Source organism: Streptomyces sp. Ncost-T10-10d, assembly GCF_900091955.1.
Classification (GTDB): Bacteria; Actinomycetota; Actinomycetes; order Streptomycetales; family Streptomycetaceae; genus Streptomyces.
In genome coordinates this window covers 1-25,628 of the sequence record NZ_FMDF01000030.1, presented here as the reverse complement: position 1 = coordinate 25,628, position 25,628 = coordinate 1, and the positions used below count along the sequence as shown (strand labels likewise).

At 71.4% G+C, this 25,628-nt stretch carries 22 protein-coding genes, 2 pseudogenes and 1 riboswitch; of the genes and pseudogenes, 11 read left to right on the top strand and 13 right to left on the bottom strand.

The genetic code is table 11. From position 1 onward, the window contains the following. Nucleotides 1–5: 5 nt before the first annotated feature. The 4 genes and pseudogenes from pknB to thiO form a co-directional block, all read right to left on the bottom strand. Nucleotides 6–1,922: a Stk1 family PASTA domain-containing Ser/Thr kinase gene (gene pknB, locus GA0115254_RS02420; RefSeq protein WP_093893591.1), complete on the bottom strand. Its 1,917-nt coding sequence runs from the start codon at nt 1,920–1,922 to the stop codon at nt 6–8. 121 nt (nt 1,923–2,043) lie between these two features. After that, the gene (locus GA0115254_RS02415) at nt 2,044–2,838 is read right to left on the bottom strand and encodes a thiazole synthase (RefSeq protein WP_093893590.1); all 795 of its coding nucleotides are present in this window, start codon (nt 2,836–2,838) and stop codon (nt 2,044–2,046) included. Between the two features lie 2 nt (nt 2,839–2,840). Then, on the bottom strand, nt 2,841–3,077 hold the full coding sequence (gene thiS, locus GA0115254_RS02410) for a sulfur carrier protein ThiS (protein ID WP_093893589.1): 237 nt from the start codon (nt 3,075–3,077) through the stop codon (nt 2,841–2,843). Then, nucleotides 3,074–4,259, bottom strand: a pseudogene (gene thiO, locus GA0115254_RS02405) (glycine oxidase ThiO). Before thiO ends, thiS begins: the two are co-directional and overlap by 4 nt. After that, nucleotides 4,257–4,370, bottom strand: a riboswitch (TPP riboswitch). (Overlaps the previous pseudogene by 3 nt.) A 50-nt stretch (nt 4,371–4,420) precedes the next feature. Here thiO and GA0115254_RS02400 point away from each other — a divergent pair. The 6 genes from GA0115254_RS02400 (at nt 4,421) to GA0115254_RS02375 (ending at nt 9,218) form a co-directional block, all read left to right on the top strand. Further along, a complete protein-coding gene (locus tag GA0115254_RS02400; RefSeq protein WP_093893588.1) occupies nt 4,421–4,765 on the top strand; it encodes an avidin-fold protein in 345 nt (114 codons plus the stop codon). A gap of 28 nt (nt 4,766–4,793) precedes the next feature. After that, nucleotides 4,794–6,047, top strand: a complete 1,254-nt coding sequence (locus tag GA0115254_RS02395; RefSeq protein ID WP_093893587.1) for an NAD(P)/FAD-dependent oxidoreductase — start codon at nt 4,794–4,796, stop codon at nt 6,045–6,047. Between the two features lie 71 nt (nt 6,048–6,118). Continuing rightward, on the top strand, nt 6,119–6,484 hold the full coding sequence (locus tag GA0115254_RS02390; RefSeq protein WP_093893586.1) for an Rv2175c family DNA-binding protein: 366 nt from the start codon (nt 6,119–6,121) through the stop codon (nt 6,482–6,484). 101 nt (nt 6,485–6,585) lie between these two features. Next, nucleotides 6,586–7,239 carry a thiamine phosphate synthase gene (thiE, locus tag GA0115254_RS02385; RefSeq protein WP_093893585.1) on the top strand — a complete coding sequence of 218 codons (654 nt, stop codon included), beginning with the start codon at nt 6,586–6,588 and terminating at the stop codon, nt 7,237–7,239. 99 nt (nt 7,240–7,338) lie between these two features. Beyond that, entirely contained in the window at nt 7,339–8,256 is a 918-nt protein-coding gene (gene metF / locus GA0115254_RS02380) for a methylenetetrahydrofolate reductase [NAD(P)H] (protein ID WP_093893584.1), read from the top strand. A gap of 50 nt (nt 8,257–8,306) precedes the next feature. Then, on the top strand, nt 8,307–9,218 hold the full coding sequence (locus GA0115254_RS02375; RefSeq protein WP_093893583.1) for a hypothetical protein: 912 nt from the start codon (nt 8,307–8,309) through the stop codon (nt 9,216–9,218). Between the two features lie 97 nt (nt 9,219–9,315). Here GA0115254_RS02375 and GA0115254_RS02370 read toward each other — a convergent pair whose 3' ends face one another. From GA0115254_RS02370 to GA0115254_RS02350, 5 genes are all read right to left on the bottom strand, one after another. After that, on the bottom strand, nt 9,316–10,827 hold the full coding sequence (locus GA0115254_RS02370) for a phytoene desaturase family protein (protein WP_176739945.1): 1,512 nt from the start codon (nt 10,825–10,827) through the stop codon (nt 9,316–9,318). A gap of 30 nt (nt 10,828–10,857) precedes the next feature. Continuing rightward, entirely contained in the window at nt 10,858–11,475 is a 618-nt protein-coding gene (locus tag GA0115254_RS02365; RefSeq protein ID WP_093893581.1) for a DUF4126 domain-containing protein, read from the bottom strand. Between the two features lie 404 nt (nt 11,476–11,879). Beyond that, nucleotides 11,880–12,491: a TetR/AcrR family transcriptional regulator gene (locus GA0115254_RS02360; RefSeq protein WP_093893580.1), complete on the bottom strand. Its 612-nt coding sequence runs from the start codon at nt 12,489–12,491 to the stop codon at nt 11,880–11,882. Nucleotides 12,492–12,520: 29 nt separating this feature from the next. Next, nucleotides 12,521–14,608, bottom strand: a complete 2,088-nt coding sequence (locus GA0115254_RS02355) for a YhgE/Pip family protein (RefSeq protein WP_093893579.1) — start codon at nt 14,606–14,608, stop codon at nt 12,521–12,523. Next, entirely contained in the window at nt 14,580–15,368 is a 789-nt protein-coding gene (locus GA0115254_RS02350; RefSeq protein ID WP_093893578.1) for an ATP-binding cassette domain-containing protein, read from the bottom strand. The genes GA0115254_RS02355 and GA0115254_RS02350 overlap by 29 nt, the downstream gene beginning before the upstream one ends. A gap of 168 nt (nt 15,369–15,536) precedes the next feature. Here GA0115254_RS02350 and GA0115254_RS02345 point away from each other — a divergent pair, with 168 nt between their 5' ends. From GA0115254_RS02345 to GA0115254_RS02335, 3 genes are all read left to right on the top strand, one after another. Next, nucleotides 15,537–16,064, top strand: a complete 528-nt coding sequence (locus GA0115254_RS02345; RefSeq protein WP_093893577.1) for an SAV_6107 family HEPN domain-containing protein — start codon at nt 15,537–15,539, stop codon at nt 16,062–16,064. A 102-nt stretch (nt 16,065–16,166) separates the two neighbouring features. Beyond that, on the top strand, nt 16,167–16,925 hold the full coding sequence (locus tag GA0115254_RS02340; protein ID WP_093893576.1) for a class I SAM-dependent methyltransferase: 759 nt from the start codon (nt 16,167–16,169) through the stop codon (nt 16,923–16,925). Between the two features lie 294 nt (nt 16,926–17,219). After that, complete coding sequence (locus GA0115254_RS02335) at nt 17,220–17,612, top strand: DUF3040 domain-containing protein (protein WP_093893575.1); 393 nt, start codon at nt 17,220–17,222, stop codon at nt 17,610–17,612. A 365-nt stretch (nt 17,613–17,977) separates the two neighbouring features. Here GA0115254_RS02335 and GA0115254_RS02330 read toward each other — a convergent pair whose 3' ends face one another. From GA0115254_RS02330 to GA0115254_RS02315, 4 genes are all read right to left on the bottom strand, one after another. Further along, nucleotides 17,978–20,401, bottom strand: coding sequence for a transglutaminase TgpA family protein (locus GA0115254_RS02330; protein WP_093893635.1), 2,424 nt, complete (start codon nt 20,399–20,401; stop codon nt 17,978–17,980). Then, nucleotides 20,398–21,777 carry a DUF58 domain-containing protein gene (locus tag GA0115254_RS02325; RefSeq protein WP_093893574.1) on the bottom strand — a complete coding sequence of 460 codons (1,380 nt, stop codon included), beginning with the start codon at nt 21,775–21,777 and terminating at the stop codon, nt 20,398–20,400. The genes GA0115254_RS02330 and GA0115254_RS02325 overlap by 4 nt, the downstream gene beginning before the upstream one ends. Next, nucleotides 21,777–22,826 (bottom strand): AAA family ATPase, encoded by a 1,050-nt coding sequence (locus GA0115254_RS02320; protein ID WP_093893573.1) that lies wholly within the window; start codon nt 22,824–22,826, stop codon nt 21,777–21,779. The genes GA0115254_RS02325 and GA0115254_RS02320 overlap by 1 nt, the downstream gene beginning before the upstream one ends. A gap of 244 nt (nt 22,827–23,070) precedes the next feature. Beyond that, entirely contained in the window at nt 23,071–23,634 is a 564-nt protein-coding gene (locus tag GA0115254_RS02315; protein WP_176739944.1) for a beta-class carbonic anhydrase, read from the bottom strand. A gap of 380 nt (nt 23,635–24,014) precedes the next feature. On the opposite strand from GA0115254_RS02315, the gene rsmH reads away from it, so the two are divergent. Together rsmH and GA0115254_RS02305 are read left to right on the top strand one after the other, a co-directional pair. Then, on the top strand, nt 24,015–24,980 hold the full coding sequence (gene rsmH / locus GA0115254_RS02310; RefSeq protein ID WP_093893571.1) for a 16S rRNA (cytosine(1402)-N(4))-methyltransferase RsmH: 966 nt from the start codon (nt 24,015–24,017) through the stop codon (nt 24,978–24,980). Between the two features lie 49 nt (nt 24,981–25,029). After that, a pseudogene (locus GA0115254_RS02305) lies at nt 25,030–25,615 on the top strand (septum formation initiator family protein). Nucleotides 25,616–25,628 lie beyond the last annotated feature (13 nt).

The window sequence follows — 25,628 nt, the reverse complement described above, 5'->3', positions numbered from 1 at the left end:
TGGATCTAGAGTCCCTTGGTCCTGATGGTGATGGTGCTGCCCTCGGGGGCCTGTTTGCCGCCGTCGACGGACTGGCTGTCGACGGTGTCGCCGAAGGAGAGGAACGGGCGGTCGACCTTGACCTCGAAGCCCGCGTCCTCCAGCTTGCTCCTGGCGTCGTCGACGTCCTTCCCGATGACGTCCGGGACGTCGATCATCCGCGGTCCCTTCGAGACCGTGAGCGTGATGGTGTCGCCCTCGGCGGCCTCGGTGCCCTCGCCCGGCGACTGACGGGCGATGTCGCCCGCGTCCTCGGGGGAGCTGACCCGGTCGGGCAGCACCTTTGCCTTCAGCCCCTTCTCGTCCAGTGCGGCGGTGGCGTCCTCGACGGACAGCCCGGAGACATCCGGGACGTCGACCGGAGCGCCCTTGCTGACGACGAGGGCGACCGCGGAGTCCGGATGGCGCTCGGTGCCCGCCACCGGTTCCGTGCGGATCACCTCGCCCCGTCCGGTCTCCTGGCTGAACTCCTTGGTGACCATGCCCGGCACCAGTCCCGCCTCCTTCAGCGCACGCCTGGCATCCCCGAGTGAGAGGTCCTGGACATCGGGCACCTTCACGATCTCCGGGCCGCGCGAGACGACGAGCGTCACCGCGTCGTTCCCCCGGATGCGGGCGCCGGACTCGGGGTCGCTGCTGATGACCTTGCCGCGCTCGACGGTGTCGCTGTAGGCCCGTTCGACGTTCCTGAGTTCCAGGCCGGCGTCCGAGAGCCGCTTCTCGGCGGTCTTCTCGGTCTGGCCGAGCACCGAGGGGACCCGGGTGAACTGCCCGGAGTTGATGTACCAGACACCTGTACCGATCCCCAGCGCCAGCAGCACCGCGACGACCACGGCGATGACGGAGCGCCGCGGACCGCGGCGGCGCAGGCCGTGCGGCGCGGGCTGTGCCGGCGTCGGCGGGGGCATCTCCAGCCGGCTGGTGTGGTGGGCGACGCCCTGGTCGGCCGGGAGCAGCCGCGGGATCACGCTCGTGCGGTCCTCGGCGGCGTCGTGCACCTCGGCGAGAGCCTGCGGCGGTACGGCGTCCAGCTGGGCGTCGGTGAGGCCCGAGCGGGCCTCGCGGGTCTCGGCGAGCAGTGCCACCGCGTCGAACGGACGGACCTCGGGGTTACGGGCGGTGGCGACGGCCACCAGGTCGTCGAGCTCGACCGGGAGCCCCGGGACGGCGGCCGACGGGGCCGGGACGTCCTCGTTGAGGTGCTGGTAGATGACCTGGGCGGGGGTGTCGCCGGCGTGCGGCTTGGAGCCGGTCAGCATCTCGTAGAGGACGACACCGCAGGCGTACACATCGGTGCGGGTGTCCGCCGTGCCGTGCTCTATCTGCTCGGGAGCGAGATAGGAGACGGTGCCCAGGACGGACCCGGTGGTGTTGGTGACGGCGCCCACGGCCCGTACGAGGCCGAAGTCGGCGACCTTGACCCGGCCGTCGTCCCCTATCAGGACGTTCTCAGGCTTCATGTCGCGGTGCACGAAGCCCGCGCGGTGCGCGGCGCCGAGGGCGGCGAGGACCGGCTCCAGGATGTCCAGTGCGGCCCTCGGCTGCAGGGCGCCGCGCTCGCGCAGTACGTCGCGCAGGGTGCAGCCGGCGACATACTCCATCGCGAGGTAGACGTACTGCCCCTGGGCGCCCTGGTCGAAGACCGCGACGACATTGGGGTGCGCGAGCCGGGCCACGGACTTGGCCTCGCGGATGAAGCGCTCGACGAACGAGGCGTCCGTGGCGAGCGCCGGGTGCATCACCTTGAGGGCGAGCACCCGGTCGAGCCGGGTGTCCACGGCCCGGTAGACCGTGGCCATGCCGCCCACGGCGATGCGGGCATCGACGCGGTAGCGGCCGTCGAGCAGCTGCCCGACGAGAGGGTCCTGGAGGGTCGTATCCACGCATGTGAGTCTACGAGCCGCCACGGACACGGCCCACGGGCCGGGGCGGACCCGGGGCCGTACTGCAGCCGAGCCGTGACAGGGACATGCGCGCCGCAGCCGCCGGCGGCGGTCCGGTCGGTCAGAACGCCGGGCGCTCCGGGTCCAGCACCGCGCGCCCCTCCACCGGCGACGAGGCCTCGGCGAAGTGGCGGCGCGGGATCCGGCCCGCGCGGTACGCCAGCCGCCCGCCCTCCACCGCATGCCGCATCGCCGCCGCCATCAGCTCGGGTTCCTGGGCCCGGGTCACCGCGGACGCCAGCATCACCGCCGCGCACCCCAGCTCCATCGCGAGCGCCGCGTCCGAGGCCGTCCCGGCGCCCGCGTCGAGAATCACCGGCACCCGGGCCTGCTCGACGATCAGCTGGAAGTTGTGCGGATTGCGGATGCCGAGACCGGAGCCGATGGGGGAGCCGAGCGGCATGATCGCCGCGCACCCCACGTCCTGGAGCCTGCGGGCCAGCACCGGGTCGTCATTGGTGTACGGCAGCACGGTGAAGCCGTCGTCCACCAGGGCCTCCGCGGCGTCCAGCAGCTCGATCGGGTCGGGCAGCAGGGTCCGCTCGTCGGCCACCACCTCCAGCTTGATCCAGTCGGTCCCGAGCGCCTCGCGGGCCAGCCGGGCGGTCAGCACGGCCTCGCCCGCGGTGAAGCAGCCCGCTGTGTTCGGCAGCACGCGGATGGAGAGCCGCTGGAGCACGGAGAGCACCGAGCCCTGCACGGTCGGATCGAGGCGGCGCATCGCGACGGTGGTGAGCTCGGTTCCGGAGGCGGACAGGGACCGTTCCAGCACGTCGAGGCTGGGAGCCCCGCCGGTTCCCATGATCAGCCGGGAGCCGAAGACGGTGTCGCCGAGGGTGAAGAGGTCGTCGGACATGGTCAGCCTCCCTGGACCGCGGTGAGAACTTCGATCCGGTCGCCGTCGGTGAGCGTCGCGGAGGACCACCGGCTGCGCGGGACGACGGTCTCGTTGACGGCGGCCGCGACGCCGGAGTGCGCGGCAGTCAGGGCGGCGACAAGGGCGTCCAGGGTGGTGCCCGCGGCGAGGAGACGGACCTCGCCGTTCACGGACACGGAGAGGGGCGCGGGCTCGGAGAGGGGCGCGGGATCGGTCATGCGGGCTGCTCCTGACGTACGGAGACGGCGGCGGACGAGAAACGGTGCGGGGTGAAGGGGCGGGCCACTTCGGGCAGCTCGCCTGTGGTGAGGAGCTCTGCCATGACGTCACCGGTGACGGGGGTCAGCAGCACCCCGTTGCGATGGTGGCCGGTGGCGAGATGGAGGCCGGGCAGGGCGGTGGGGCCGAGCAGCGGGGCGTTGTCGGGGGAGGCGGGGCGCAGGCCGGCCCGGGTCTCGGTGAGGGGCAGCTCGGTGATGCCGGGCACCAGCTCGTGGGCGTCCCGCAGCAGCTCGTAGATGCCGCCCGCGGTGACGGTGGTGTCCCAGCCCATCTCTTCGCTGGTGGCACCGACGACCAGTTCGCCGTTCTCGCGCGGTACGAGATAGACGTGGCTTCCCCGGACCACGGCACGGACCGTCCGGGTGAGGAACGGTGCGTACGCGGCGGGCACGGCCAGCCGCAGCACCTGCCCCTTCACCGGCCGGACCGGCGGCACGACCTCGTCCGGCAGCCCCGGGAGCCGGCCGCTGAGGCTGCCCGCGGCGAGCACGACCTGGTCGGCGGCGAGCTCCGCACCCCCGGCGGAGCGCGGCTCCGGCGGCCCGGTCGCGTATCACCGTCAGGCGCTCCACCCAGCCGCGGTGGAAGACCACCCCGGCCCGCTCGCAGGCGGTCAGCAGTGCGGCGGCCAGCCGGCGGGGATCGATCTGGTGGTCGCCGTCGACCCGCAGACCGCCGCGGACGCCCGGCGCGAGCATCGGCTCCAGGCGGCGGCATTCGCGGCCGGTGAGCCACTCCGACTCCAGGCCCGAACGCTGCTGCAGGGTGTGCAGTTCCCGCAGATGGGCACGGTCGTCGGAGTCCAGTGCGACGGCCAGGGTGCCGCACGTGCGGAAGCCGGTCTCCTGCCCGCTCGCCGCCTCCAGCTCGGCCGCGAAGGCCGGGTAGCGGGCGGCCGAGGCGACATTGAGGCCCAGCAGCATCTGTTCGCCGTAGTGGAGTTCGGTGACGGCGGCCAGCATGCCGGCCGCCACCCGGGCGGCTCCGCCGCCCGGTTCGGGATCGACGACCGCGGTGCGCAGTCCGCGTTGCGCGGCGCGCCAGGCGGTCACCAGACCGATGATCCCGCCCCCGATGACAAGGACGTCGGATCCGTTTCCGTTCCGAGAAGAACGCATGGGCGTCCAGCCCCTCCCTTCGCCGGCATGACCCGGATCAGGTTCGTACGGTCGGAGGCCGCCCCAGCCTCCCTCTCAGCCCGGTGCGTCCGGGCTCCCGCGAGTGTTTTACGTTGGCCACCCTAACCCCGTCCTCCGGCCCCAGTAAGGGAGCAGCCACCGTGGCCCGTTCGCTCGACGGACTCGTCCTCTCGCCGGTCGCCGACCAGGCCCCGGGCCAGGTCGGTACCCGTACCCGCTTCACGTACCACGAGGAGGACGGCCGGATCTGGGCCGAGTACACGGGCGGCGACGTGGTCCGCGGTCATCTCGTCGGCACCCGCGCCGACGACACCCTCGACTTCCGCTACATCCAGCTGAAGCAGGACGGCACGACATCCTCCGGTCACTGTGTCTCCACCGTCGTCGACCTCGCGGACGGCCGGGTCCGGCTGGACGAGCGGTGGGAGTGGGAGTCGCAGGAGGGCAGCGGGACGAGCACGGTCGAAGAGCTCCCCCTTTCCTGACGATCCGTCAGGTGCTTAAGGTGTACGGGTGAGCGAGCAGCAGCAGTCAGAGCAGCCGGACCGGCAGGCAGGGCGCCGGGTCGTCATCGTCGGCGCGGGCATGGCCGGCGTGCAGACGGCGGTGGCCCTGCGGGAACAGGGCTTCACCGGCTCCGTCGTCCTGATCGGCGCCGAACCGCACCAGCCCTACGACCGGCCCCCGCTGTCCAAGGCGGTACTGCTCGGCAAGGCCGAGGACTCCGCCTTCGACGTCGACTTCGAGGCGCTGGACATCGATCTGCAGCTGGGACGCGAAGTCACCGCTGTGCGGCCGGGCGCGCATGAGCTGGACACCCCGTCGGGACCCGTCGCATACGACGTCCTGGTGATCGCGGCCGGCGCCGAACCGGTCGTCCTGCCCGGCGCCGAAGGCGTTCCCGGAGTCCATCTGCTGCGCACCCTCGACGACGCGGCACGGCTGCGACCCGTACTCGACGGGCAGCACGGCGTCGTGGTCGTCGGCGCGGGCTGGATCGGCGCCGAGTTCGCCACCGCGGCCCGCGCCGCGGGCTGCGAGGTCACCGTCGTCGAGGCCGCCGACCGGCCCCTCGCGGGTGTGGTGCCCGCCGAGGTCGCCGCCCCGATGACCGCCTGGTACGCCGAGAGCGGCGCCCAACTCCTCACCGGGGCCCGGGTCGCCCGCATCGAACCCGGCCGGGTGATCCTCGCGGACGGCCGCACGATCCCGGCCGGGGCGGTCGTCGTCGGAATCGGCGCACGGCCCGCCACGGGCTGGCTGGCCGGCTCCGGCATCGCGCTCGGCCCCGACGGATCGGTGACCGCCGACGGGCAGCTGCGCACCTCGCTCCCCGATGTGTACGCGGTCGGCGACTGCGCCTCGTTCCCGTCCTTGCGGTACGGCGAACGCCTTCTCGTCCACCACTGGGACAACGCCCTCCAGGGTCCTCGGACCGCCGCCGCCAACATCATCGGAGCGGCGGCCGAGGACGGCCCGGCACCGCAGACGTACGACCCCGTGCCGTACTTCTGGTCCGAGCAGTTCGACCGGTTCGTGCAGTACGCGGGCCACCACGGGAGCGCCGACACCCTGCTGTGGCGCGGCGATCCGGCCGGTCCCTCCTGGTCGGTGTGCTGGCTGCGAGGCGGCGTCCTGGTCGCGGTCCTCGCCGTCGGCCGGCCACGCGATCTGGCGCAGGGGCGCAAGCTCATCGAGGCAGGGGCGCGGCTCGATCCGGCACGGGCCGCCGACCCCTCCGTACCGCTGAAGTCGGCCACCCTCTGAACGGCGTACCCCGACCCCCGTACGGTCGGCCCGGCTACCGACTGTCGGTCCGGGATGGCACGCTTGTCCATGTGACCGAGATTGACGCAAAGATCGATGCTCTCGTCCCCGCCTGGCTCCACCTTCCCGACATCGCCGAAATGCTCGATGTCGAGGTGACGCGCGTACGGCAGCTGGTCAAGGAGGGCCAGCTCATCGCCGTACGACGTGGTGAGAACCGGGCGCTCCAGGTGCCTGCCGCCTTCATCGACGGCAACAAGGTGGTCAAGGGTCTCTCCGGAACCCTGACGCTCCTGAGGGACGACGGCTACACCGACGAAGAGATGCTGGAATGGCTCTTCACCCCCGACCCGACCCTGCCGGGCACCCCTGCCCAGGCACTGAGCGAGAATCGCGGCACGGAGGTGAAGCGCCGCGCCCAGGCGCTCGCCGTCTGACCGCAGGCCGTATGTGAGGGGCGGGCCGCGCAGCAGCGCGGCCCGCACCCCCGCGCCGTACCGACAGCCGCTCCGCAAAGCTCTCCAGGGGGAACCGCACCATGCCCACGCCTCGCGCGCTGCTGGCCGATGCCCGGCTGTATCTGTGCACGGACGCCCGCAGGCGCCAAGGTGACCTGCCCGCGTTCCTCGACGCCGTCCTCTCCAGTGGGGTGGACATCGTCCAGCTGCGCGACAAGGGCATGGAAGCGGCCGAGGAGCTCGAACACCTGGCGGTCTTCGCGGAAGCCTGCAGGCGCCACGGCAGGCTCCTCGCGGTGAACGACCGGGCCGATGTCGCCCACGCCATCGGCTCCGATGTGCTGCACCTCGGCCAGGGCGACCTGCCGGTCCCCGCCGCCCGCGCCATCATCGGCGAGGACGTGGTGATCGGCCGCTCCACCCACGCCGAGTCCGAGGTCGACGCGGCCGTCGCCGAGCCCGGGGTGGACTACTTCTGCACCGGCCCCTGCTGGCCCACCCCGACCAAGCCCGGCCGGCACGCCCCGGGCCTGGATCTCGTGAGGTACGCCGCTTCGCTCGACCAGCAGCGTCCATGGTTCGCCATCGGCGGTATCGACGCGGGCAATCTCGACGAGGTGCTGGATGCCGGAGCGCGCCGGGTGGTCGTCGTACGGGCGATCACCGAGGCCACCGACCCGGCCGCCGCCACCGCCGAGCTGGCCAAGCGAATCCGGGCGCGCACCGGAGCGTGATCCGGCCAGATGTCCGAAGGGTGGACAAACAACCAGTCAATTCGGGCAATTACCGCTGGTCTGGTCCTGTGGCCGTCGCGCTCTGGTTAACCTGCCCGTATGGCCCTTGGCACACCTTCTACCAGGACAGATCACGCGCGCACGGTGCGTGAGTTCCTCGCGACCGGCAAGACTTCGTATTCGTTCGAGTTCTGGGCGCCCAAGACCGAGAAGGGCGAGCGGAACCTCTGGAATGCGCTGCGTCGCGTCGAGGCGGTGGGGCCGAGCTTCGTCTCCGTGACCTACGGGGCCGGTGGCTCCACCAGGGCGGGAACGGTCAAGGCCACCCAGCAGATCGCCGCCGATTCCACCCTCACCCCGGTCGCACACCTCACGGCGGTGAACCACTCCGTCGCCGAGCTGCGCAACATGATCGGGCAGTACGCAGACGCCGGAATCCGGAACATCCTCGCCGTGCGCGGAGACCCGCCCGGCGACCCGATGGGCGAGTGGGTCGAGCACCCGCAGGGTGTGCGGTACGCGGCCGATCTCGTCCGGCTCATCAAGGAATCCGGCGATTTCTGCGTCGGCGTCGCGGCATTTCCCGAGATGCATCCACGCTCGGCCGACTGGGACACCGACACCCGGCATTTCGTGGACAAGTGCCGCGCCGGTGCCGACTATGCGATCACCCAGATGTTCTTCAATCCGGAGGACTATTTGCGGATGCGTGACCGCGTGGTCGCTGCGGGTTGCGAAACGCCGATCATCCCCGAGGTCATGCCGCTGACCAGCGTCAAGCAGTTGGACCGGTTTGCGCAGCTCAGCAATGCGTCTTTCCCTTCCGCGCTGAAAGAACGCATCCTCGCCGCCAAGGACGATCCCGCCGCTGTACGCTCCATTGGAATCGACTTCGCAACGCAGTTCTGCGCGAGGCTGCGATCCGAGGGTGTGCCCGGACTGCACTTCATCACGCTCAACAACTCGACGGCGACGCTCGAAATCTACGAGAATCTCGGACTGCACAAGCAGTCGTGACCGGCCGTACCCGCCACGACCCGGGGCGGTGGCCGTAGGAGGGGGCGGGCATGGGCTGGACAGTCCTCTACATCGCGTTCGGAATCGTCGCGCTGTGGCTGCTCGGCGAGGTGCTCCTGCAGTACAAGGCGCGCCTTCGCTGGCGTCTGCTCGCCTTCGCGGGCTTCGGCTGTGTGGTCGTCGGCGTACTGATGCCGTCCGTGTTCGTGATCGCCGTCGGCGCGATCGCGTTCGCAACCGGTCAGACGTACGTCACGCTGTCCTTCAGGCGCGGCTTCTCGACCGGCTGGGCGATAGGGGGCAGCCCCGGTGAGAGCCGTCGCCGCCGGGGCGGGCGCGACCGGGGCAGCCGCGAGCCCACCCTCGAGGTGTCGGACCTGGAGATGGAGTACGACGAGCAGATCCCGCAGCGGGCGGACGCCACGGCACCGGGAGCCGCGGTCTACGAGCCGGAGCCGCTGCCGGACGACACCGGGCAGTACGGCATCTACAGCGACCACCCGCAGTCGCAGCAGGGACAGAACCAGGGCCGGCAACCCGAGCAGCAGCCCCAGTACGCGGCGTACGACCCCTACGCCGACCACTCCACGTACGCGGCGCCCGGCCAGGACACATACGCCGGTCAGGACTCGTTCGCCGGGCAGTACGACTACGGCACGGGCCAGCAGCAGTACGCCGCGTACTCCGACCCGTACATCGGGACCGGCACCACCGGCGGCTCCACGCAGTACGCCTCGTACGACGGCAACGGCAACGGCTACGACAGCTATGGCGGCCAGCAGCACGCCGCCGATCCGTACGCCCAGCAGTACGCCCCTGAGACCCCGCCCGGCGGTGTCTGGGTGCCGCAGCAGCGTGAGGGCGAGCAGTACCCGCCCGTACCTCCGGAGCAGCCCGCACAGCCTGCCCCGTACCCGAACGGCTACGACACCGGCTACAACGAGCAGCAGAACCGCTACTGACCTCGGACCGGCAGAAGCAGGGTGCCGCGGGAGTGATCGAGAGCAGGGCCCGGATGTGCCCGGCACCCCGTGGCGCCGCCGACCGGCGGCCTCTCCCTCATTGGGAGCCCCGGAACCCGTCCCCCTCCACGATCAGTCCGGCGACCAGCGCCCCCGACATCCCCGCGTGGGCGAGCCCGCCACCCGGATGCGACCAGCCACCCGCGGCGTAGAGCCCCGCAAGCCGGGTCCGATTGCCCGGATGCAGATACGCACCGCCCGCCCCGGCCAGCGCGGGCGGGGGCACCGACCCGCCCTCGGCGCCGATGTCGGCCGCCGTCTCGGCCGGGGTCCGCACCTCGGCGTGGAGCAGTCGCTCCCGTATGCCTGGCACGGCCGCGCCGGCCGCTTCGATCAGTGCGTCGGCGCACCGCTCGCGCAGCGCCGCGTCCGTCCAGTCCACCGCGCCGTGCGGGGCGACCGTCGCCATCAGCGTCACTGCCTCGTGCGCGTCGTCGGGGCGGGTCGACGGGTCGTCCGGGCGCAACACCGTCACTGTGGGACGGTCGGCGAGCCTTCCGCCGAACACCGCCTCGTGCTCCGCCCTGCCGTCCGCCGGGTGCACCAGGGTCCGGTGCACGGCATCCGCGGGCCGGGCGCCGCGCAGCGACAGCAGGACCAGGAACCGGCCCGGCACCACTCCCTGCCCCGGCTGCACCGCGACATCGCCGTCCCGCCACAGCTCCTGACCGGGCAACAGGCCCGGATTCGGACGGGCCCCCAGCACCACATGGCCGGCCTCGGCAACCGTCCCGTCGAGGAGCTCGACGCCCGCCGCCCGGCCGTCCTTCTCGACGACCCGGGCCACCTCGCCGCCGAAGACGAACTCCACCTTCCGGGCCAGACACCGCTCGTACACCGCCTGTGCCAGCGCCCGGATCCCGCCGGAGACGTACCAACTGCCGAAGGTCTCCTCCATGTACGGCAGCAGGGCGGCCGCCGCCGGGGCGCGCAGGGGGTCGAGCCCGTACGACAGGGCGTACCCGTCGAACAGGGCAGCCAGCCGGGGGTCCGAGAGCTCCCACGCGCCGACCTCCGCCACCGTGCCCGCCTGACGGGCCGAGCGCAGCAGCCGGCGCTGCCGGAGCGCGGGATACGGATCACGGCCGAGTACCTGCCAGTCGGAGCGCAACGGTTCCTCCAGCAGCGGACGCCGGGACCGGTCCCAGGCATCGCGCGCCCGGTCGAGGAACTCGCCCCAGGCCGCGCCCGCGCCGCCCCCTAGCGCAGTGTCCAGGGCGGCGACCACCCCGGCCCGTGAGGCATTCGGCAGCGAGACCGCCGTGCCGTCCGCGAAGATGTGGCGGCTCGCCGGATCGACCTGGGTCATGGTGACGCACCGCTCCAGCGGCTCCTTGCCCGTCTTCACGAACAAGTCGCGGTAGACCGCGGGCAGATGCAGCAGTGTGGGACCGGTGTCGAAGGCGAAGCCCTCATGGGCATACCGGCCGACCGAGCCGCCGAAGGTCTCCGACCGCTCGTACACCGTCACCCGGTGGCCTGCCACGGCGAGCCGGGCGGCCGCCGCCATCGCGCCCATCCCGGCGCCGATCACCGCAATTCGTGCCATGTCAGTGACCTTAACGGCCGCCTGTGACACTCAGTCCAGTGGCCAGTGCGAACCGGTCCCGACCAGGCGTTTCTCCTCGCGTCGCTGGGCCCTGCGGCGCAGGAACCGGCGGATCCGGGAGGCCAGGAAGACCAGTATCACCAGGCCGAGCAGCAGCAGTGCCGCGGCGATGACCGCGGCCGCCAGCGGATGGAATATCGCGAACGTGACGATTCCTGCGACGCCCAGGTCCTCGGCCATGCTGATCGCGATATTGCTGAACGGCTCGGGGGAGGTGTTGACCGCCATCCTGGTGCCGGCCTTCACCAGATGGCTCATCAGCGCGGTGGAACCGCCGACGGCCCCGGCCGCGAGCTCCGGCAGCGAACCGCTCTCGCCGGCCAGCAGCGCCGCCACGACGGCACCGGCGACCGGCCTGATGACGGTGTGCGCCGAATCCCAGACCGTGTCCACGTACGGGATCTTGTCCGCCACCACCTCGCACAGGAAGAGCACACCGGCCACGACGAGGACATCGGTGCGCTGCAGCGATGCGGGCACCTCGTCGGTGATGCCGGTCGCGCCGAAGACACCGAGCAGCAGGACCACCGCATAGGCGTTGATCCCGCTCGCCCAGCCGCTTGTGAACACCAGAGGGAGTACGGACACGGACGCGATCGTAACCAGGCGGCGATCGGCCCGGAGTGGGGTTCGGTGCGCAGCCCTGAGTATCCGTACCTAGGCAACGAGATGAGTAGGTGCGCGGATGGGCTCCCACCTGCGCGGACGGGAGACTGGAGGCCACGGAGAGGGCGCGGCACCGGCACCGCCGACACGGGGCGGCGGAACGGGCGCGGCACTCCTTCCGGAGGCGGGGGGGGGGGGCGACGACGGAGAGCCCGGGGACCACGGGGGAAACGGGGGTCACGGGGGAAGGTTCTCCGGCTGCACAGCAGACGCCGGTCCGGCGCAGGCTCGGGGGGATCGAGCCTCGCCGGTCCGGCGTCTTTGTGCGTCGGTGCGGGCGGCCGTGGCGGGGACAGCCCGGCAGAGGGGGCCGGCCCCTGAGGGGGTCAGCGCCCGCTGACGCGCCCGTGCAGCAGCAGCGACAGCGCCGAGTGCACATCGTCGATCGACCGTTCCGGCTGGAACGCCTGCCAGTCCAGGGCCGCCACCAGCACCATGCCGACCAGGGCGGCAGCTGTCAGCTGGATGTCGATCTCCTCGCTGAGCTCACCGTTCTTCACCCCTTCGCGCAGCACCTCCTCGACCACGGCGACGGCCTCCTGACGCACCACCAGGAGGGTCGACTGCCAGGCCCGGTTGGTGCGCCACAGCTCCGCGACGTACAGCTGGGTGAAGGCCGGATATCGGTCGATGAAGACCAGACCGGCCCTGATCATCGCGTCCAGGGCCTCGACCCGGGTGCCGCCGCGCCCCTCGGTCTGCTCCGCCGCCGAGCGCAGCGATGCCGTGAGCAGCCCGACGCCGTGGCGCAGCAGCTCCTCGAAGAGCTCGGTCTTGCTCTTGAAGTTGTAGTAGACCGTGCCCTTGGCGACCCCGGCGCGCTCGGCGATCTCGTCCACCGTGGTCGCCGAGAAGCCCTTCTCGGCGATGAGAGTCACCGCCGCCTCGTAGAGCTTCTGCCGGGTGGCCTGGCGGCGCGTGGTGCTACTGCTTTCCATGCCCCTGATTCTCACAGGTCCGGGCGCGCTCACAGGCTCAGCTCCGGGTGGAGCCGGTCCAGGGTCCACACCTGCTTGCGCCGTGCGGAGACCGCCGTCAGTGCGAGCGTCGCCGCCGTGAAGGCCAGCAGCACCGCGGAGCCCTGCCAGACGGGACCGAGTCCGCCGCCCGTGATCAGCCGGCGCAGCCCCTCGACGATGTAACTCATCGGCAGATAGGGGTGGATCGCGTTGAAGAATCCGGGGCTGGTCTCGACGGGATACGTACCGCCGGCCGAGGTCAGCTGGAGCATCAGCACCGCCAGCACGAGAATCCGTCCGGCAGCCCCGAACCGGGCGTTGAGCCACTGGACGATAGCTGCGAAGCAGCAGGTGACCAGCGCCAGGAAGCCGATCGTTCCGGCGGCACGGGTCATCTGCAGACCGAGCCCCCAGTGCAGTACGGACATCAGGGCGGCCACCTGCAGCAGACCGATCGCGGCCACCGGCAGCCAGCCCGCGAAGGCGATCCGCCAGGCGGAGGCCCCGGCGGCGAGTGCGCGCCGGTTGAGCGGCTGGATCAGCATGTACGCCACCATCGCGCCGACCCAGAGGGAGAGCGGGATGAAGTAAGGGGCGAAGCCGGTGCCGTAGTTGGGGGCCGCGTGCAGCGACTTGGAGGCCAGCTGCACCGGGTCGGCCATGACTTCGGTACGCGCGTCGCGGTCCTTCTTGTCGTAGTCGGGGATCTTGCCGACGCCGTCGTTGAGCCCCTGGGCGAGGTTCGTCGAACCGTCGCCGAGCCGGATCAGCCCGCTGTCCAGGTCGTTCGCGCCCTTCTTGAGGTTGCTCACGCCGGTGTCCAGATCGGCGGAGCCCGTCCTTGCCGTGGCCAGGCCGGTGTGCAGTTCGTTCGCCCCCTTGGCGACCTTGTGGGCGCCGGTGTTCAGCGCGTTGACCTTCTCCACTGCGGACTTCAGGTCCTTGTCGAGATGCGGCGCCGCCTTGGCCAGGCCGTCGGCCTGCTGCTGCAGCGTGGTCAGCTGGGTGCGCAGCTTCTTCAGATCGCCGTTCTGGTTGGTGACCAGCGCGTTCACGTCGTCGGCGACCTTCGACACATCGGCCGCCGCGGTCTTCGCGCGCTTCAGCGGCGGGCAGACGGTGGGGTCGGCGGGCGACTGTTCCGTGCAACTGGTGCGATAGACCTCGGTCAGGTCGTCGGAGGCCGTGCGGGCGGTGGTGGCCGCGGTGGGCGCCGCCTCCACCAGCAGGTCGAGGTTGTCCCGTACGGTCTGCGCGGAATCGGCGACCAGCCGGGCGGTGTCGCCGATCGACTTGCCGTTGTCCTTCAGGAACGGGCGTACGTCGCCCGCCACCCCGTTGACCTTGTCGGCGAGCACCTGGGTGCCGTCGGCGACCTGCCGGGAGCCGGTTTCGAGGTCGCCCGCGCCCTTGTTCAGCCTGACGATGCCACCGGCCAGGTTGCTGCTGCCGTCCTTGGCGTTCTTCAGCCCGTCGGCGAGATCTTCCGATCCCTTCTTCGCCTTGCCGATGCCGCCCTTGAGGTCCTCGGCCCCCTTGGCGGCCTTCGCCGTCGCGTCGTGGAGGTCGGAGAAGTTGATGAAGATCCGGTCGAGGAAGCCGCGCGAGGCGTTGGTCGACGCGGCGGTGCGCACCTCGGAGAACACCGTCCGGGAGATCTGCCCGACGATGTAGTTGTTGGCGTCGTTGGTCCGTACCTGGAGCGCGCCGGTCTCGGGGGAGTCACCCGAACTGGACGCGATCCGCTCGCTGAAGTCCGACGGCATGGTGAGCGAGAGGTAGTACGTACCGTCCTCGACGCCCTTGTGTGCTTCGGCCGGACTCACCTCGTGCCACTCGAAGGTCCTGGAGTCGAGGAGCTTGCCGGTGATCTCGTCGCCGACCGCGAGGTGCTCTCCGGCGACGGTGGTGCCCTTGTCGTCGTTGACCAGCGCGACCGGGATCTTGTCGAGGCGGCTGTACGGGTCCCAGAAGGAGCACAGGTACAGGGCGCCGTAGAGCAGCGGCAGCAGCAGGAGCGCGATCAGTGCGGCGACCGGCAGCTTTCCCCTGCCGAAACGCTTCAGCTCAAGCGCGGCCAGTCTCGGCGAACGCATCGGCCGGTCCCTCCTCGGTCGTGGTTTCCTCGGCTGCGGTGTCCTGCGCGTCCGCCGGTGCGGCCGCGGTGCCGGTACGTACGGTGATGGCGCCCTCGGGTGCCTGGCTGCACACGGCGAGCACGGTCGTCCCGCCGTCGGCGATGGACCGCAACAGCTCCCAGGCCTGGGCCCGTTCGGCGTCGGAGAGCTTGAGATCGGTGTCGTCCACCGCGAGCAGCCGGGGCCGGCCGATCAGCGCGAGGGCGATGGACAGCCGCAGCGCCTCCAGCCGTTCCAGATCCCGTACGGAGGTCCGCTCGGCCTTGGGCAGGGCGGCGGGATCGAGTCCGGCGGCCTCCAGCGCCGCGTCGATCCGTTCCCGCGCGGCGGCGACGCGCTCGGCGCGCGGACGCAGCAGAGCGCGCAGCGAACCGCCGAAGCGGCGCTGCAGCAGGGCCCGTTCCCGCAGATGCTCGGCGACGGTGAAGGCCGGGTCGAGCTCGCTGACCCCGGGCACCGGGCCCAGTGCGCTGATGCGGCGTACGGCGGCCATCTGGCGCGGCAGACGCAGTCCGCCTGTCTCCGCCCGGCCCTCGGTGGGGCGCATCCGGCCGGTGAGGGCGAGCAGCAGGCAGGTGCGGCCGGAGCCGGACGGGCCCTCGATCGCCACGAGCGAGCCGGGTGCGGCCTTGATGCCTACGCCCCGGAAGGCCCAGCCGCGTGGTCCTTTGAGCCCGAAATCCTCGGCGGTGACGGCTGCCCCGTGCGGGCTGTCCACAGACCCTCCCCCTCTTTTTGAACTGACTGGTCAGTCCAAAAAGTATCCCGAACTCGCGATCGAAGCAAAAGAGCAGGTCAGGGGGTGCGTGGGACTGATTGTCAGTGGTGCCCCTCACGATGGATACATACGGCCACGGAGCCGTTACACGAGACAGGAGGTTTCGTCATGGCCCACTCGTCCGCAGCAGCCGCACCCCGGCGCCGCGCAGACGGCCCTGCCCCCTCACTGACCGGTCCGGCAAACGATGTCCATCCCGTTGTGCGCCGTACCGCGGCGCCGCCCGCCGCCCTCGATCTGCTCGCCCAGGCCCGCACCGGCCTCGACGAGGCCGCCGCTCTCGATGTGCCGAACGAGCGGTATGCCACCGCCCACCTCGCCGCGCTGCGCACCGCTGCCGCCGTGCTCGCTGTGCGGGGTCGCCCCGAGACCTCCCGGAGGCGCCGGGAGCGGATCCGCAGCGCCTGGGAGGTTCTCCCGGAAATAGCACCCGAACTGACCGAATGGAGCGCGCTGTTCGCCTCCGGCGCCCGTCGCAGGGCCCGCGCGGAAGCCGGCATACCGGGCGCGGCCAGCCGGCGGGACGCCGACGATCTGCTGCGTGACGCGGCGATGTTCCTGCGCCTGGTCGAGCGGCTGCTGGCGCTTCAGCCGGTGCTCCCGCAGGCCCGGAGGGAGCGGCCCGAGGCAGGATGACGGCGACGGGGGCGCGAGGCAATAGGGTGGACGGTACCTGTACCACCTGCACTGTTCACGCTCCGCCGTCAGCGGCGGCACCGTGCCGAGGAGTCATCTGCTGTGTCGGACCAGCTGCGCCCCCGCGCCTCCCTCCGTACCGCCGTGGTCTGGGAGGTCCTGAAGGACGCCCTCGACCGCCAGGTCAAGGCGACCGGCAGGGACGCCCTGGATGTTCTGGACACCGGCGGCGGCACCGGCAACTTCGCGGTGCCGGTCGCCCGTCTCGGCCACCGGGTCACCGTCGTCGACCCCAGCCCCAACGCGCTCTTCGCCCTGGAGCGCCGAGCCGCCGAGGCCGGGGTCGCCGACCGGGTCCGAGGGGTCCAGGGCGACATCCACGGCCTGTTCGAGGTGGTGGAGCGCGGTGGTTACGACGCGGTGCTGTGCCACGGAGTCCTGGAGTACGTGGACGACCCCGCCGAGGGTGTGCGCAACGCGGTCGAGGCGCTCCGCCCGTCCGGTGCGCTCAGCCTGCTCGCCGCCGGGCTCGGTGGCGCGGTCCTGGCCCGGGCGCTCGCCGGTCACTTCACCGAGGCCCGGAAGGCGCTCAGTGACCCGGCGGGCCGCTGGGGCGACGGGGACCCGATGCCCCGGCGCTACACCGCGGACCAGCTCACCGAGCTGGTCGCCGCGGCGGACGTCGAGGTCGGCGCGGTCCACGGTGTACGGGTCTTCGCCGACCTCGTACCGGGCGTCCTGGTGGACACCGAGCCCGGTGCCATGGAGGCCCTGCTCAAGCTGGAGGCGGCCGCGGCCGAACTGCCCGCCTTCCACTCGGTCGCGACGCAGCTCCACGTTCTGGGCACGAAGCGCGCCTGAGCGCGCGGCCGCCGACCGGTGGTAGCTCGGCTGTAGCGTGGCTGATCAGGGACGCAACCGCAGATGGAGTACGTCCCAGGACCCCCGATCGGGGGCTTCGCCACGTATGATCGGGTGACACCATCCGGCATGACGGATCGGAGGTTGGGGAATCAACGCCTCAGCAGCTGAGCCGTCATGGCGGCCCGGACTGGCTGATTGGAATGAGGGCGGGTTTCACGGGGGCGATTCCCTGCCTATCCTGGAAGGGCCGCATACCGGCCGCCCCCCGCGGCCGACGACGAGGAGGACTCCGTGCCGCTCTCGGAGCACGAGCAGCGAATGCTCGAGCAAATGGAGCGAGCGCTGTACGCCGAAGATCCCAAGTTCGCGACAGCGCTCGAGGGAAGCGGGCTGCGTACGTACACCCGGCGACGGGTCTACCAGGCGGTCGCAGGCTTCCTGGTGGGTATCGCGCTCCTCATGGCCGGAATGGTCGCCCAGCAGATCTGGATCAGCGTGGTGGGGTTCCTCGTCATGCTCGGCTGTGCGGTCCTTGCGGTCACAGGTTGGCGCAAAGCGCCCAAGCCGGGCGAGCGACAGGCAGCCGGAGGCGGTGACGAGCGCCGTCAGCCCAGGCAACGCCGAACCGTGATGAATCGGATCGAGCAGCGGTGGCAGCGCCGCCGTGACGAGCAGGGCCAATAGGGCCTCGGACAATCTTGGGTGAGGGGCGGCCGCATTTCTGCGGCCGCCCCTCACGTGTGCCCGGCCCGCCGCTGCCCTCAAATGCCGGGCAGGCCCGAAGATCGAGCCTGCCCGGCGCTTGAGGACGTACCTTCAGCCGGGGCAGCGCGAGGAAGCTCCGAACCTGTTCGGCCATTCAGGGCAAAGGACTGTCAGGGACGGGCCCAGGAAGCTTCAAGTCTGTCCGCCGCCGGGGCGAAAGGCTGCCGGGCGGGCCCGGGGCGCCTACCGCCCCGTCCGGCGATCGAGGACAGAGGCAGGGCCGCAGGCCAGGCCCTCCGCCGCCCCTGCCGGTGTGACGGAGCCGGGTCGCAGGCCTGCCCCCGTCACCCCTGCTGGCGGGAAGGCCGTCGCAGCCAACCGGTCCACCGGTCCCGGCCCCACCGCGCCGCCCACCTGCCGGTGAACGCCGCCCAGCGGTCCGAGGCCGCCCAGATCACCCGAATGGCCGAGCGCGGTGCCGCGACCGCGCGGATCCGGGCGAACCGCCCGGCCGATGTCCGCAATCCGGCCCGCACCATCTCCACGTCCTCGGCGAGCCCGGTACCCGACCGGGGCTCCGGGGCGTAGAGCACCTGCTCCACCGCCCCCGCCACCCGGTGCACCGCGGCGGCCTCATCGGGGCCGAGCTGCCCCAGCCGCACCACCCGGGCCGCCGCCTTGCGCGGGGTCTGGGAATCATCCGGCTCGATGCCGTGATCCCACGCCGTGTCGATGACCTCCTGCCAGGCCGCCAGCGTTCTGGCCGTCGCATCAGCCGGCGTACGCCCGGCGGAGAAACTCAGCCGGCGCCTGCGCGTCCGAACCCGCCACAGCATGGGCAGCAATGGCAGCGCCAGGACGACCAGGGCGGCCAGGACCAGACCGAGGACGGTGCCTGTCGGCGTCCCGGAATCCGTCGGAGCGGCCACCCCCGGCGCCGCCGAGCTGCCGCACTCGCCCTGCTTGCGCATCTGGGCAGGGCAGCTGTCCGAGACGGACGGCGCGACCGTCGGAGCGGCCGAGGCGCCCTTCTCCGGCTGGGCCGGGTCGGACGTGCCGCCGGCGGGGGCGTCCGACTGGGTGTAGGACGGGGCGGTGCCCCGCGTCGGGGTCGGTTCGAAACGGGTCCACCCGACACCCTCGAAATACAGCTCGGGCCAGGCATGAGCATCGCGCAGCCCCACCGACACCGAACCGTTCGACTGCGCGGTGCCGGGAGTGAAGCCCACCGCGACCCGGGCCGGAATGCCCAGCGTCCGCGCCATCGCGGCCATCGTGAACGAGAAGTGGACGCAGAAGCCCCGCTTTTCCTTCAGGAACCGGCCGATCGCCGCGCTCCCGGTGCCCGAGTTCACCGAGGTGTCGTAGATGAAGCCGCCCTCCGAGGCGAAGAAGTTCTGCAGCTTCACCGCACGCTCGTAGTTGTTGGCGGCGCCCTTCGTCACCCTGTCCGCGGTCTCCCTGACCACCTTGGGCAGGGAGTCGGGAACACTGGTGTACTCGCGCTGCAGAGCGGCCGGCGCGGTGCCTGCCGCGGCGAGCTGGTCGGCGGTCGGCTGGACCACCAGACTGGAGACCTGGTACTGCGCACCGCGGGTCGTCTCCCCGCGGTCACCGACGAGCGTCCGCCCCATCGGCTCGTACCGCCAGCGCCCGCCGATCCTGACCTCGGTCGCGGGGTAGGGGAGCGGCAGATAGGTCTGCTGGTAGGAACGGGACGCGGAGATGTTCGTCCTGATCTCCGTGGCCAGGACGTCCGGGCCGAGGCCGTCCGGGGTCGGGAGCCGCTTCGGCACGTCCTTCAGACGGCGGGTGGAGGGCCTCCACTCGCTTCCGTTGAACTGGTCCAGGGCCAGGATCCGCAGATAGAAGCCCTGCGGGTCACCGGAATTGGTGCGGTAGGACATCACCTCCCGGTTCTCCGGCTGGTTCAGATTGTCCCGCAGCGAGACCAGGGGGTTGACCGCGGAGATGGTGCCTCCACCGCTCCCCTTGCCGTTCGTGCCACCCGTACCGGCCAGCAGACCGCTGTCGAGCGCGGGCAGCGCCGCCGGTACGACCAGTGAGATCCCCAGCGCAAATGCGCCGATGCGGCGTCCGGTGCGGACCGGGGCCGTCGGGCGGCCGTGGGACAACGCCGCACCGACCGCCGGCCCGCCAGGGCGGCTGGGTGCGCCGCTGAACACCCGCCCCCACTGGGAGAGCCTGTCCCGGCCCTCGGCCAGCAGAAGCAGCAGATAGCCACCGGCCGCGAGCAGGAACCAGAGCCAGTCCGCTCCGCCCTCGGAAAGTCCTGCGGCCACCGAGTACAGCGCGAGAAGCGGCAGGCCGGCCGGGGCCGCGCTGCGGAACGTCACCGCGAGGGCGTCCACGGCCAGGCCGACCAGCAGCACACCGCCGATCAGTATCAGCCGGATGCCGTCCGTCACGGGCGCCGGAACGGCGTACCTCGCGACATCCTCGGCGCCCGACGTCAGCAGAGCCGCGAGCCGCTGGACGGCCTCCGGACCCGGCAGGACACCGGCCAACGCCTGGGTCCTGGCGAACACCACCGTCAGCAGAACCAGTGTGACCAGTGTCTGCGCCGCGACGATCAGCATCCGGGGCATGGGCACCCGGCGGGCGAGCGCGCCCATCCCGCTCTGGACCGCCAGCAGAAACGCGGCCTGCAGGATCCACCCGGCGGGCTCGACCAGCGGCAGCATCGAGCCCGCCGCCATCAGCGTCGCCGCGAAAGCGCACAGCGCCAGCCGACCACGACCGCTCATGACCATCCCCCGGAGAAACCTGTGGTGCCGCCGACGGCAGCGGACTGCGTCGCCAGGCCCTGGTGCCCAGCCTGCTGCCAATACCGGGCGAGACCGGTTCCCGGCGCCACCGCCACCGTCGTCCAGCCCGATTCGCGCAGCAGCCGCAGCCGCCGTTCGAACGCCGTGTCCGCCCCCGCGGGCGCGACGGCGCCCTGCACCCAGGCCGTGCTGTCCAGTACGAACGCGACGGCGCCGCCACTGCGCTGCCGCATCCGGGCCGCCACCGCCGCCTGCTCCTCGTCCAGATCACCGAAGAACGCGATCAGCAGCCCTTCGTTGCCGCCGCGCAGCACGTCGTACGCACGTGACAGACCGCCCCCGTCGGAGTGATCGACCACCGCCAGGGTGTCCATCATCAGCCCCGCGGAGTCGGCGGACTCCTGCGTCGATCCGGCGAAGCCTCCTTCGCCCTCGCCGGGAACCGCGTTCCCGTCGTCGGTCAGCAGCCGGACCGCGAAGCCGCGCTCCAGCATGTGTACCAGCGTGGACGCCGCACCGGACACCGCCCACTCGAAGGCGGAGTCGGGCCCCGTCCCCTGATAGGCGATCCGCCGGGTGTCCAGCAGCACCGTGCACCTGGCCCGCTGCGGCTGCTCCTCGCGGCGCACCATCAGCTCGCCGTAGCGCGCGGTGGAGCGCCAGTGGACCCGGCGCAGATCGTCGCCGTGCCGGTAGCCGCGCGGAATCACGTCGTCGTCACCGGCCAGCGCCAGCGAACGCTGCCGTCCCTCGCCGTACCCGGAGGCCTCGCCCGCCAGCCGGACCGGCGGCAGCGGCTCGGTCCGCGGAATGACCACGAGGGTGTCGTACGCGCTGAACGAACGAGTGAGCTCGCACATCCCGAACGGATCGCTCAGCCGCAGCTGCAGCGGCCCCAGCGGATAGCGCCCGCGCAGATCCGACCGCACCCGGTAGGAGACCTCGCGACGGCCGCCCGCCTCCACCCGGTCCAGCACGAACCGGGGCCGCGGCCCGAGCACATAGGGCACCCGGTCCTGCAGCATCAGCAGCCCGGTCGGCAGCCGCGACACGTTCTCCATGCGCAGATGGACCCGTGCCTCCGTGCCCGCGGGTACCCGGGACGGCGAGAGCCGCCGGGTGCCCGCGACCCGGTAACGGGTGCGGACGAGCACCACGACACAGACAAGTGGCAGCGCGGCGAGCAACAGCCCGACCCGCAGCAGATCCGCCTGTCCCAGCACATACGCGCAGATCGCCGCGGCGACACCGGCCGCGAGAAAGGACCGCCCGCGCGTGGTCAGCCCGCTCAGAGCGGCCCGCAGACCTCCCTTGTCGTCGCCGTCGTCCATCGCGGCCGGCCCCCCGGAGGTCATCACACCCGCCGTACGCCGGGCTGCTGCCGGCTGTACACCGGGCGGCCCGGCTGGTGCTGGGGCTGCACCTGGGCGACGCCGCCGGCGGCGGTGGGTACCGGTGTCTGCTGGAGGATCTCCAGCACTACCTGCTCGGCGGTACGACGGTTCAGCTGGGCCTGTGCCGTCGGCAGCAGCCGGTGCGCGAGCACCGCGACCGCCAGCGCCTGCACATCGTCCGGCAGGCAGTAGTCCCGGCCGCTCAGCGCCGCGGAGGCCTTTGCCGCGCGCAGCAGATGAAGGGTGGCTCGCGGCGAGGCGCCGAGCCGGAGATCGGGATGGCTGCGGGTGGCCCCGACGAGCTCCACCGCGTACCGCCGCACGGCGTCGGCCACATGGACCGTCCGTACCGCGTCGATCAGCTTCACGATGTCGTGCGCGTGCGCCACCGGCTGCAGATCGTCGAGCGGCGAGGTCCCGCCGTGCACATCGAGCATCTGCAGCTCGGCGTCCGCACTCGGATAGCCGATCGACACCCGGGCCATGAACCGGTCGCGCTGGGCCTCGGGCAGCGGATAGGTGCCCTCCATCTCCACCGGATTCTGGGTGGCCACCACCATGAACGGGTCGGGCAGCTCGTACGTGTGCCCGTCGATCGTGACCTGGCGCTCCTCCATCGACTCCAACAGAGCGGACTGGGTCTTCGGCGAGGCCCGGTTGATCTCGTCGCCGATCACGATCTGGGCGAAGATCGCGCCCGGTTTGAACTCGAAGTCGCGCCGCTGCTGGTCGAAGATCGACACACCGGTGATGTCCGAAGGCAGCAGGTCCGGTGTGAACTGAATGCGTCGCACCGAGCAGTCGATGGACCGCGCCAGCGCCTTTGCCAGCATCGTCTTCCCGACCCCGGGGACATCCTCGATGAGGAGATGCCCCTCTGCCAGCAGCACGGTCAGCGAAAGCCGTACGACCTCAGGCTTGCCCTCGATCACGCTCTCCACCGACCTGCGCACCCGCTCCGCAGTCGTGGTCAGATCTGTGAGGCTCGCTCGATCGTCATAGGTCGTCACCCGGCCCTCCTCGGCCCTGCCCCACGCTCACCAGGAGCAGGGGATACCCCATCCACGGGCCGACGCGCATGCAGCGGCCCGGCCCACCCCGAAACACGGACACCCCTCCGGAAACGTCCGGCGAGATGCCACACGCGCATTCTTGTTGCCGTTACCGCTTCGTGTCACTCGCCTGTGGACAAGTGGGGGCGATATGTCGGGGTCGATGGGGTTATGGGTTCCCGACGAGCACCCGTCCGGGCGGTCAGGAGACGGGAAGGATCTCGCGCAGCAAGCCGCTGGTCACATCGAAGACGAAGCCGCGGACGTCGTCGGTGTGCAGCAGGAACGGCGAGGTGCGTACGCGCTGCATCGACTGCCGTACGTCCTGGTCGGCGTCCTTGTATGCCTCGACCGCCCAGACCGGACGCTGACCGACCTCCGCCTCCAGCTCCTGGCGGAATTCCTCGGTGATCGATTCCAGGCCGCAATTCGTGTGATGAATGAGTATGACGCTGCGGGTGCCGAGAGCCCGCTGGCTGATGGTCAGCGAACGGATCACGTCATCGGTGACCACGCCGCCCGCGTTGCGGATGGTGTGGCAGTCGCCGAGCGACAGACCGAGTGCGTCGTGCAGGTCGAGCCGCGCGTCCATGCAGGCGACCACGGCGACGCGCAGCACCGGCTTGGCGTCCATGCCCGGGTCTTCGAATTCGGCGGCGTACCGGACGTTCGCCTCGACGAGGTGGTCGGTGACTGTGTCTCCGGCGCGGGCCTGGTCGGCAACGGAGGCGGACGGCCCGGCGGGGGAGTGCGTGGAAGTCGACATGGATATGACGTTAGCTCTCACCCCTGGTCCCGTCGTGCTGTGAGAAGCGACAAAGAACGTCAACGACGCTTGTTGTGAGGTAACCCACAAGCCTCGCAGCTGTTCGTTCGGTCGAGTGAACAGTGGACAGGGCGACGCGCTGCCCGGTTGATTGATCGGGAATCGATCGAATGGCAGGGTGGACTAAAGTGACGGGAAGTTACCGACACCCTGCACATTCCTTAGATTTCGCCCGTGTGTGCGGTGTGTGTACGGTCCGGCCCTCTCCCGCTCGCCGGTCGACCGACGTCCCTTCCCCGGCGCCGGCCGACCTCCCCTTCTGAGCGGGCGGGGACCAGGTCGTACGCGCAGCCACACGGGACCTGAGCCTGAGAGGGCGCATGAGCCAGACCCGACACGTCCCGGTGATGCTCCAGCGGTGCCTGGACCTGTTGGCGCCTGCTCTGGAGACGCCCGGCCCGCCGCAGCCCGTGGTGGTCGACTGCACCCTCGGCCTCGGCGGACACAGCGAGGCGCTGCTCGCCGCATTCCCCTCCGCGCGACTGATCGCGCTGGACCGTGACAAGGAGGCGCTGCGGCTCTCCGGCGAGCGGCTCGCCCCGTACGGAGACCGGGCCACCCTGGTGCACGCGGTCTACGACGAACTGCCCGAGGTACTCGCCAGACTCGGCATCCCCAAGGTCCAGGGCGTCCTGTTCGACCTCGGTGTCTCCTCCATGCAGCTGGACGAGGCCGACCGTGGATTCGCGTACGCCCAGGACGCCCCGCTCGACATGCGCATGGACCAGACGACCGGCATCGGCGCGGCCGAGGTGCTCAACACGTATCCGCCGGGTGAACTGGTACGGATCCTGCGGGCGTACGGCGAGGAGAAGCAGGCCAAGCGGATCGTCTCCGCGATCGTTCGCGAGCGCGAGAAGGAGCCGTTCAGCAACAGTGCCCGGCTCGTCGAGCTGATCCGTGACGCGCTGCCGCAGGCCGCCAAGCGCACCGGCGGCAACCCTGCCAAGCGCACCTTCCAGGCGCTGCGCATCGAGGTCAACGGCGAGCTCACCGTCCTGGAGCGGGCCATTCCGGCCGCCGTGCAGAGCCTCGCGGTCGGCGGCCGTATCGCCGTCCTCTCGTACCACTCGCTGGAGGACCGGCTGGTCAAGCAGGTCTTCGCGGCGGGCGCCGCCACCACGGCGCCGCCCGGACTGCCGGTCGTGCCCGAGCGCTATCAGCCCCGGCTGAAGCTGCTGACCCGCGGTGCGGAGCTGCCCACGGAGGAGGAGGTCGCCGAGAACCGCCGCGCCGCCCCCGCCAGGCTGCGCGGCGCCCAGCGGATCCGCGAGGAGGAACGATGAGCGTCCGGCGTCCGGGAACCCGGACACCGGCGACAGCCGGGGCGGCGTGGTGAGCAAACCGGCCGGGCAGTTGAAAGGGCGGGCAGCGCGGCTCGCCCGGCTGATGCCGTCCGGGCCGAGCAACGCGGCCCGTACGCCCTTCGTCCTGCTGGTCGTGCTGCTCCTCGGCGGCGGGCTCATCACGCTTCTGGTCCTCAACTCGGCCCTCAACGAGGGATCGTTCAGGCTGAGCGAGCTGAAGAAACGGACCACCGAGCTCACGGACGAGCAGCAGGCCCTCCAGCGCGACGTCGACAGCTACTCCGAGCCGGACGCCCTGGAGCGGCGCGCCCGAAAGCTGGGCATGGTGCCCGGCGGCAGCCCCGCCTTTCTCGACCCGAACGGTAGGGTCCGCGGCGTAGCCGCCGAGGCCAGCGCCGAGCCGACCCCCGCAAAGCCGCCGCAGAAGCCCAGAACCCCCCACGACGCCCCCCGCGGCCGCACCGTCCGCCGCCTCGGCCCCGGCCGCCGGCTCGACCTCTCCCTCGATGCCGGCCACCCCTTCGGGCGCCGCCGTGGAGCCCAGCACCTCCGCGACCCCGCCCGCCGGACCGGGTGCTCCGGCAAACCAGCCCTCGACGAGCCCCGGCAGGTGACGCAGTGCCTTCC

What these genes read in the sequence shown, in the direction of transcription:
- rsmH (WP_093893571.1), top strand. Translation starts at nt 24,015, where the DNA reads ATGAGCCAGACCCGACACGTCCCGGTGATGCTCCAGCGGTGCCTGGAC.
- thiS (WP_093893589.1), bottom strand. Translation starts at nt 3,077, where the DNA reads ATGACCGATCCCGCGCCCCTCTCCGAGCCCGCGCCCCTCTCCGTGTCC.
- GA0115254_RS02415 (WP_093893590.1), bottom strand. Translation starts at nt 2,838, where the DNA reads ATGTCCGACGACCTCTTCACCCTCGGCGACACCGTCTTCGGCTCCCGG.
- metF (WP_093893584.1), top strand. Translation starts at nt 7,339, where the DNA reads ATGGCCCTTGGCACACCTTCTACCAGGACAGATCACGCGCGCACGGTG.
- thiE (WP_093893585.1), top strand. Translation starts at nt 6,586, where the DNA reads ATGCCCACGCCTCGCGCGCTGCTGGCCGATGCCCGGCTGTATCTGTGC.
- GA0115254_RS02360 (WP_093893580.1), bottom strand. Translation starts at nt 12,491, where the DNA reads ATGGAAAGCAGTAGCACCACGCGCCGCCAGGCCACCCGGCAGAAGCTC.
- GA0115254_RS02370 (WP_176739945.1), bottom strand. Translation starts at nt 10,827, where the DNA reads ATGGCACGAATTGCGGTGATCGGCGCCGGGATGGGCGCGATGGCGGCG.
- GA0115254_RS02325 (WP_093893574.1), bottom strand. Translation starts at nt 21,777, where the DNA reads ATGACCTCCGGGGGGCCGGCCGCGATGGACGACGGCGACGACAAGGGA.
- GA0115254_RS02330 (WP_093893635.1), bottom strand. Translation starts at nt 20,401, where the DNA reads ATGAGCGGTCGTGGTCGGCTGGCGCTGTGCGCTTTCGCGGCGACGCTG.
- GA0115254_RS02315 (WP_176739944.1), bottom strand. Translation starts at nt 23,634, where the DNA reads ATGTCGACTTCCACGCACTCCCCCGCCGGGCCGTCCGCCTCCGTTGCC.
- GA0115254_RS02355 (WP_093893579.1), bottom strand. Translation starts at nt 14,608, where the DNA reads ATGCGTTCGCCGAGACTGGCCGCGCTTGAGCTGAAGCGTTTCGGCAGG.
- GA0115254_RS02345 (WP_093893577.1), top strand. Translation starts at nt 15,537, where the DNA reads ATGGCCCACTCGTCCGCAGCAGCCGCACCCCGGCGCCGCGCAGACGGC.
- GA0115254_RS02375 (WP_093893583.1), top strand. Translation starts at nt 8,307, where the DNA reads ATGGGCTGGACAGTCCTCTACATCGCGTTCGGAATCGTCGCGCTGTGG.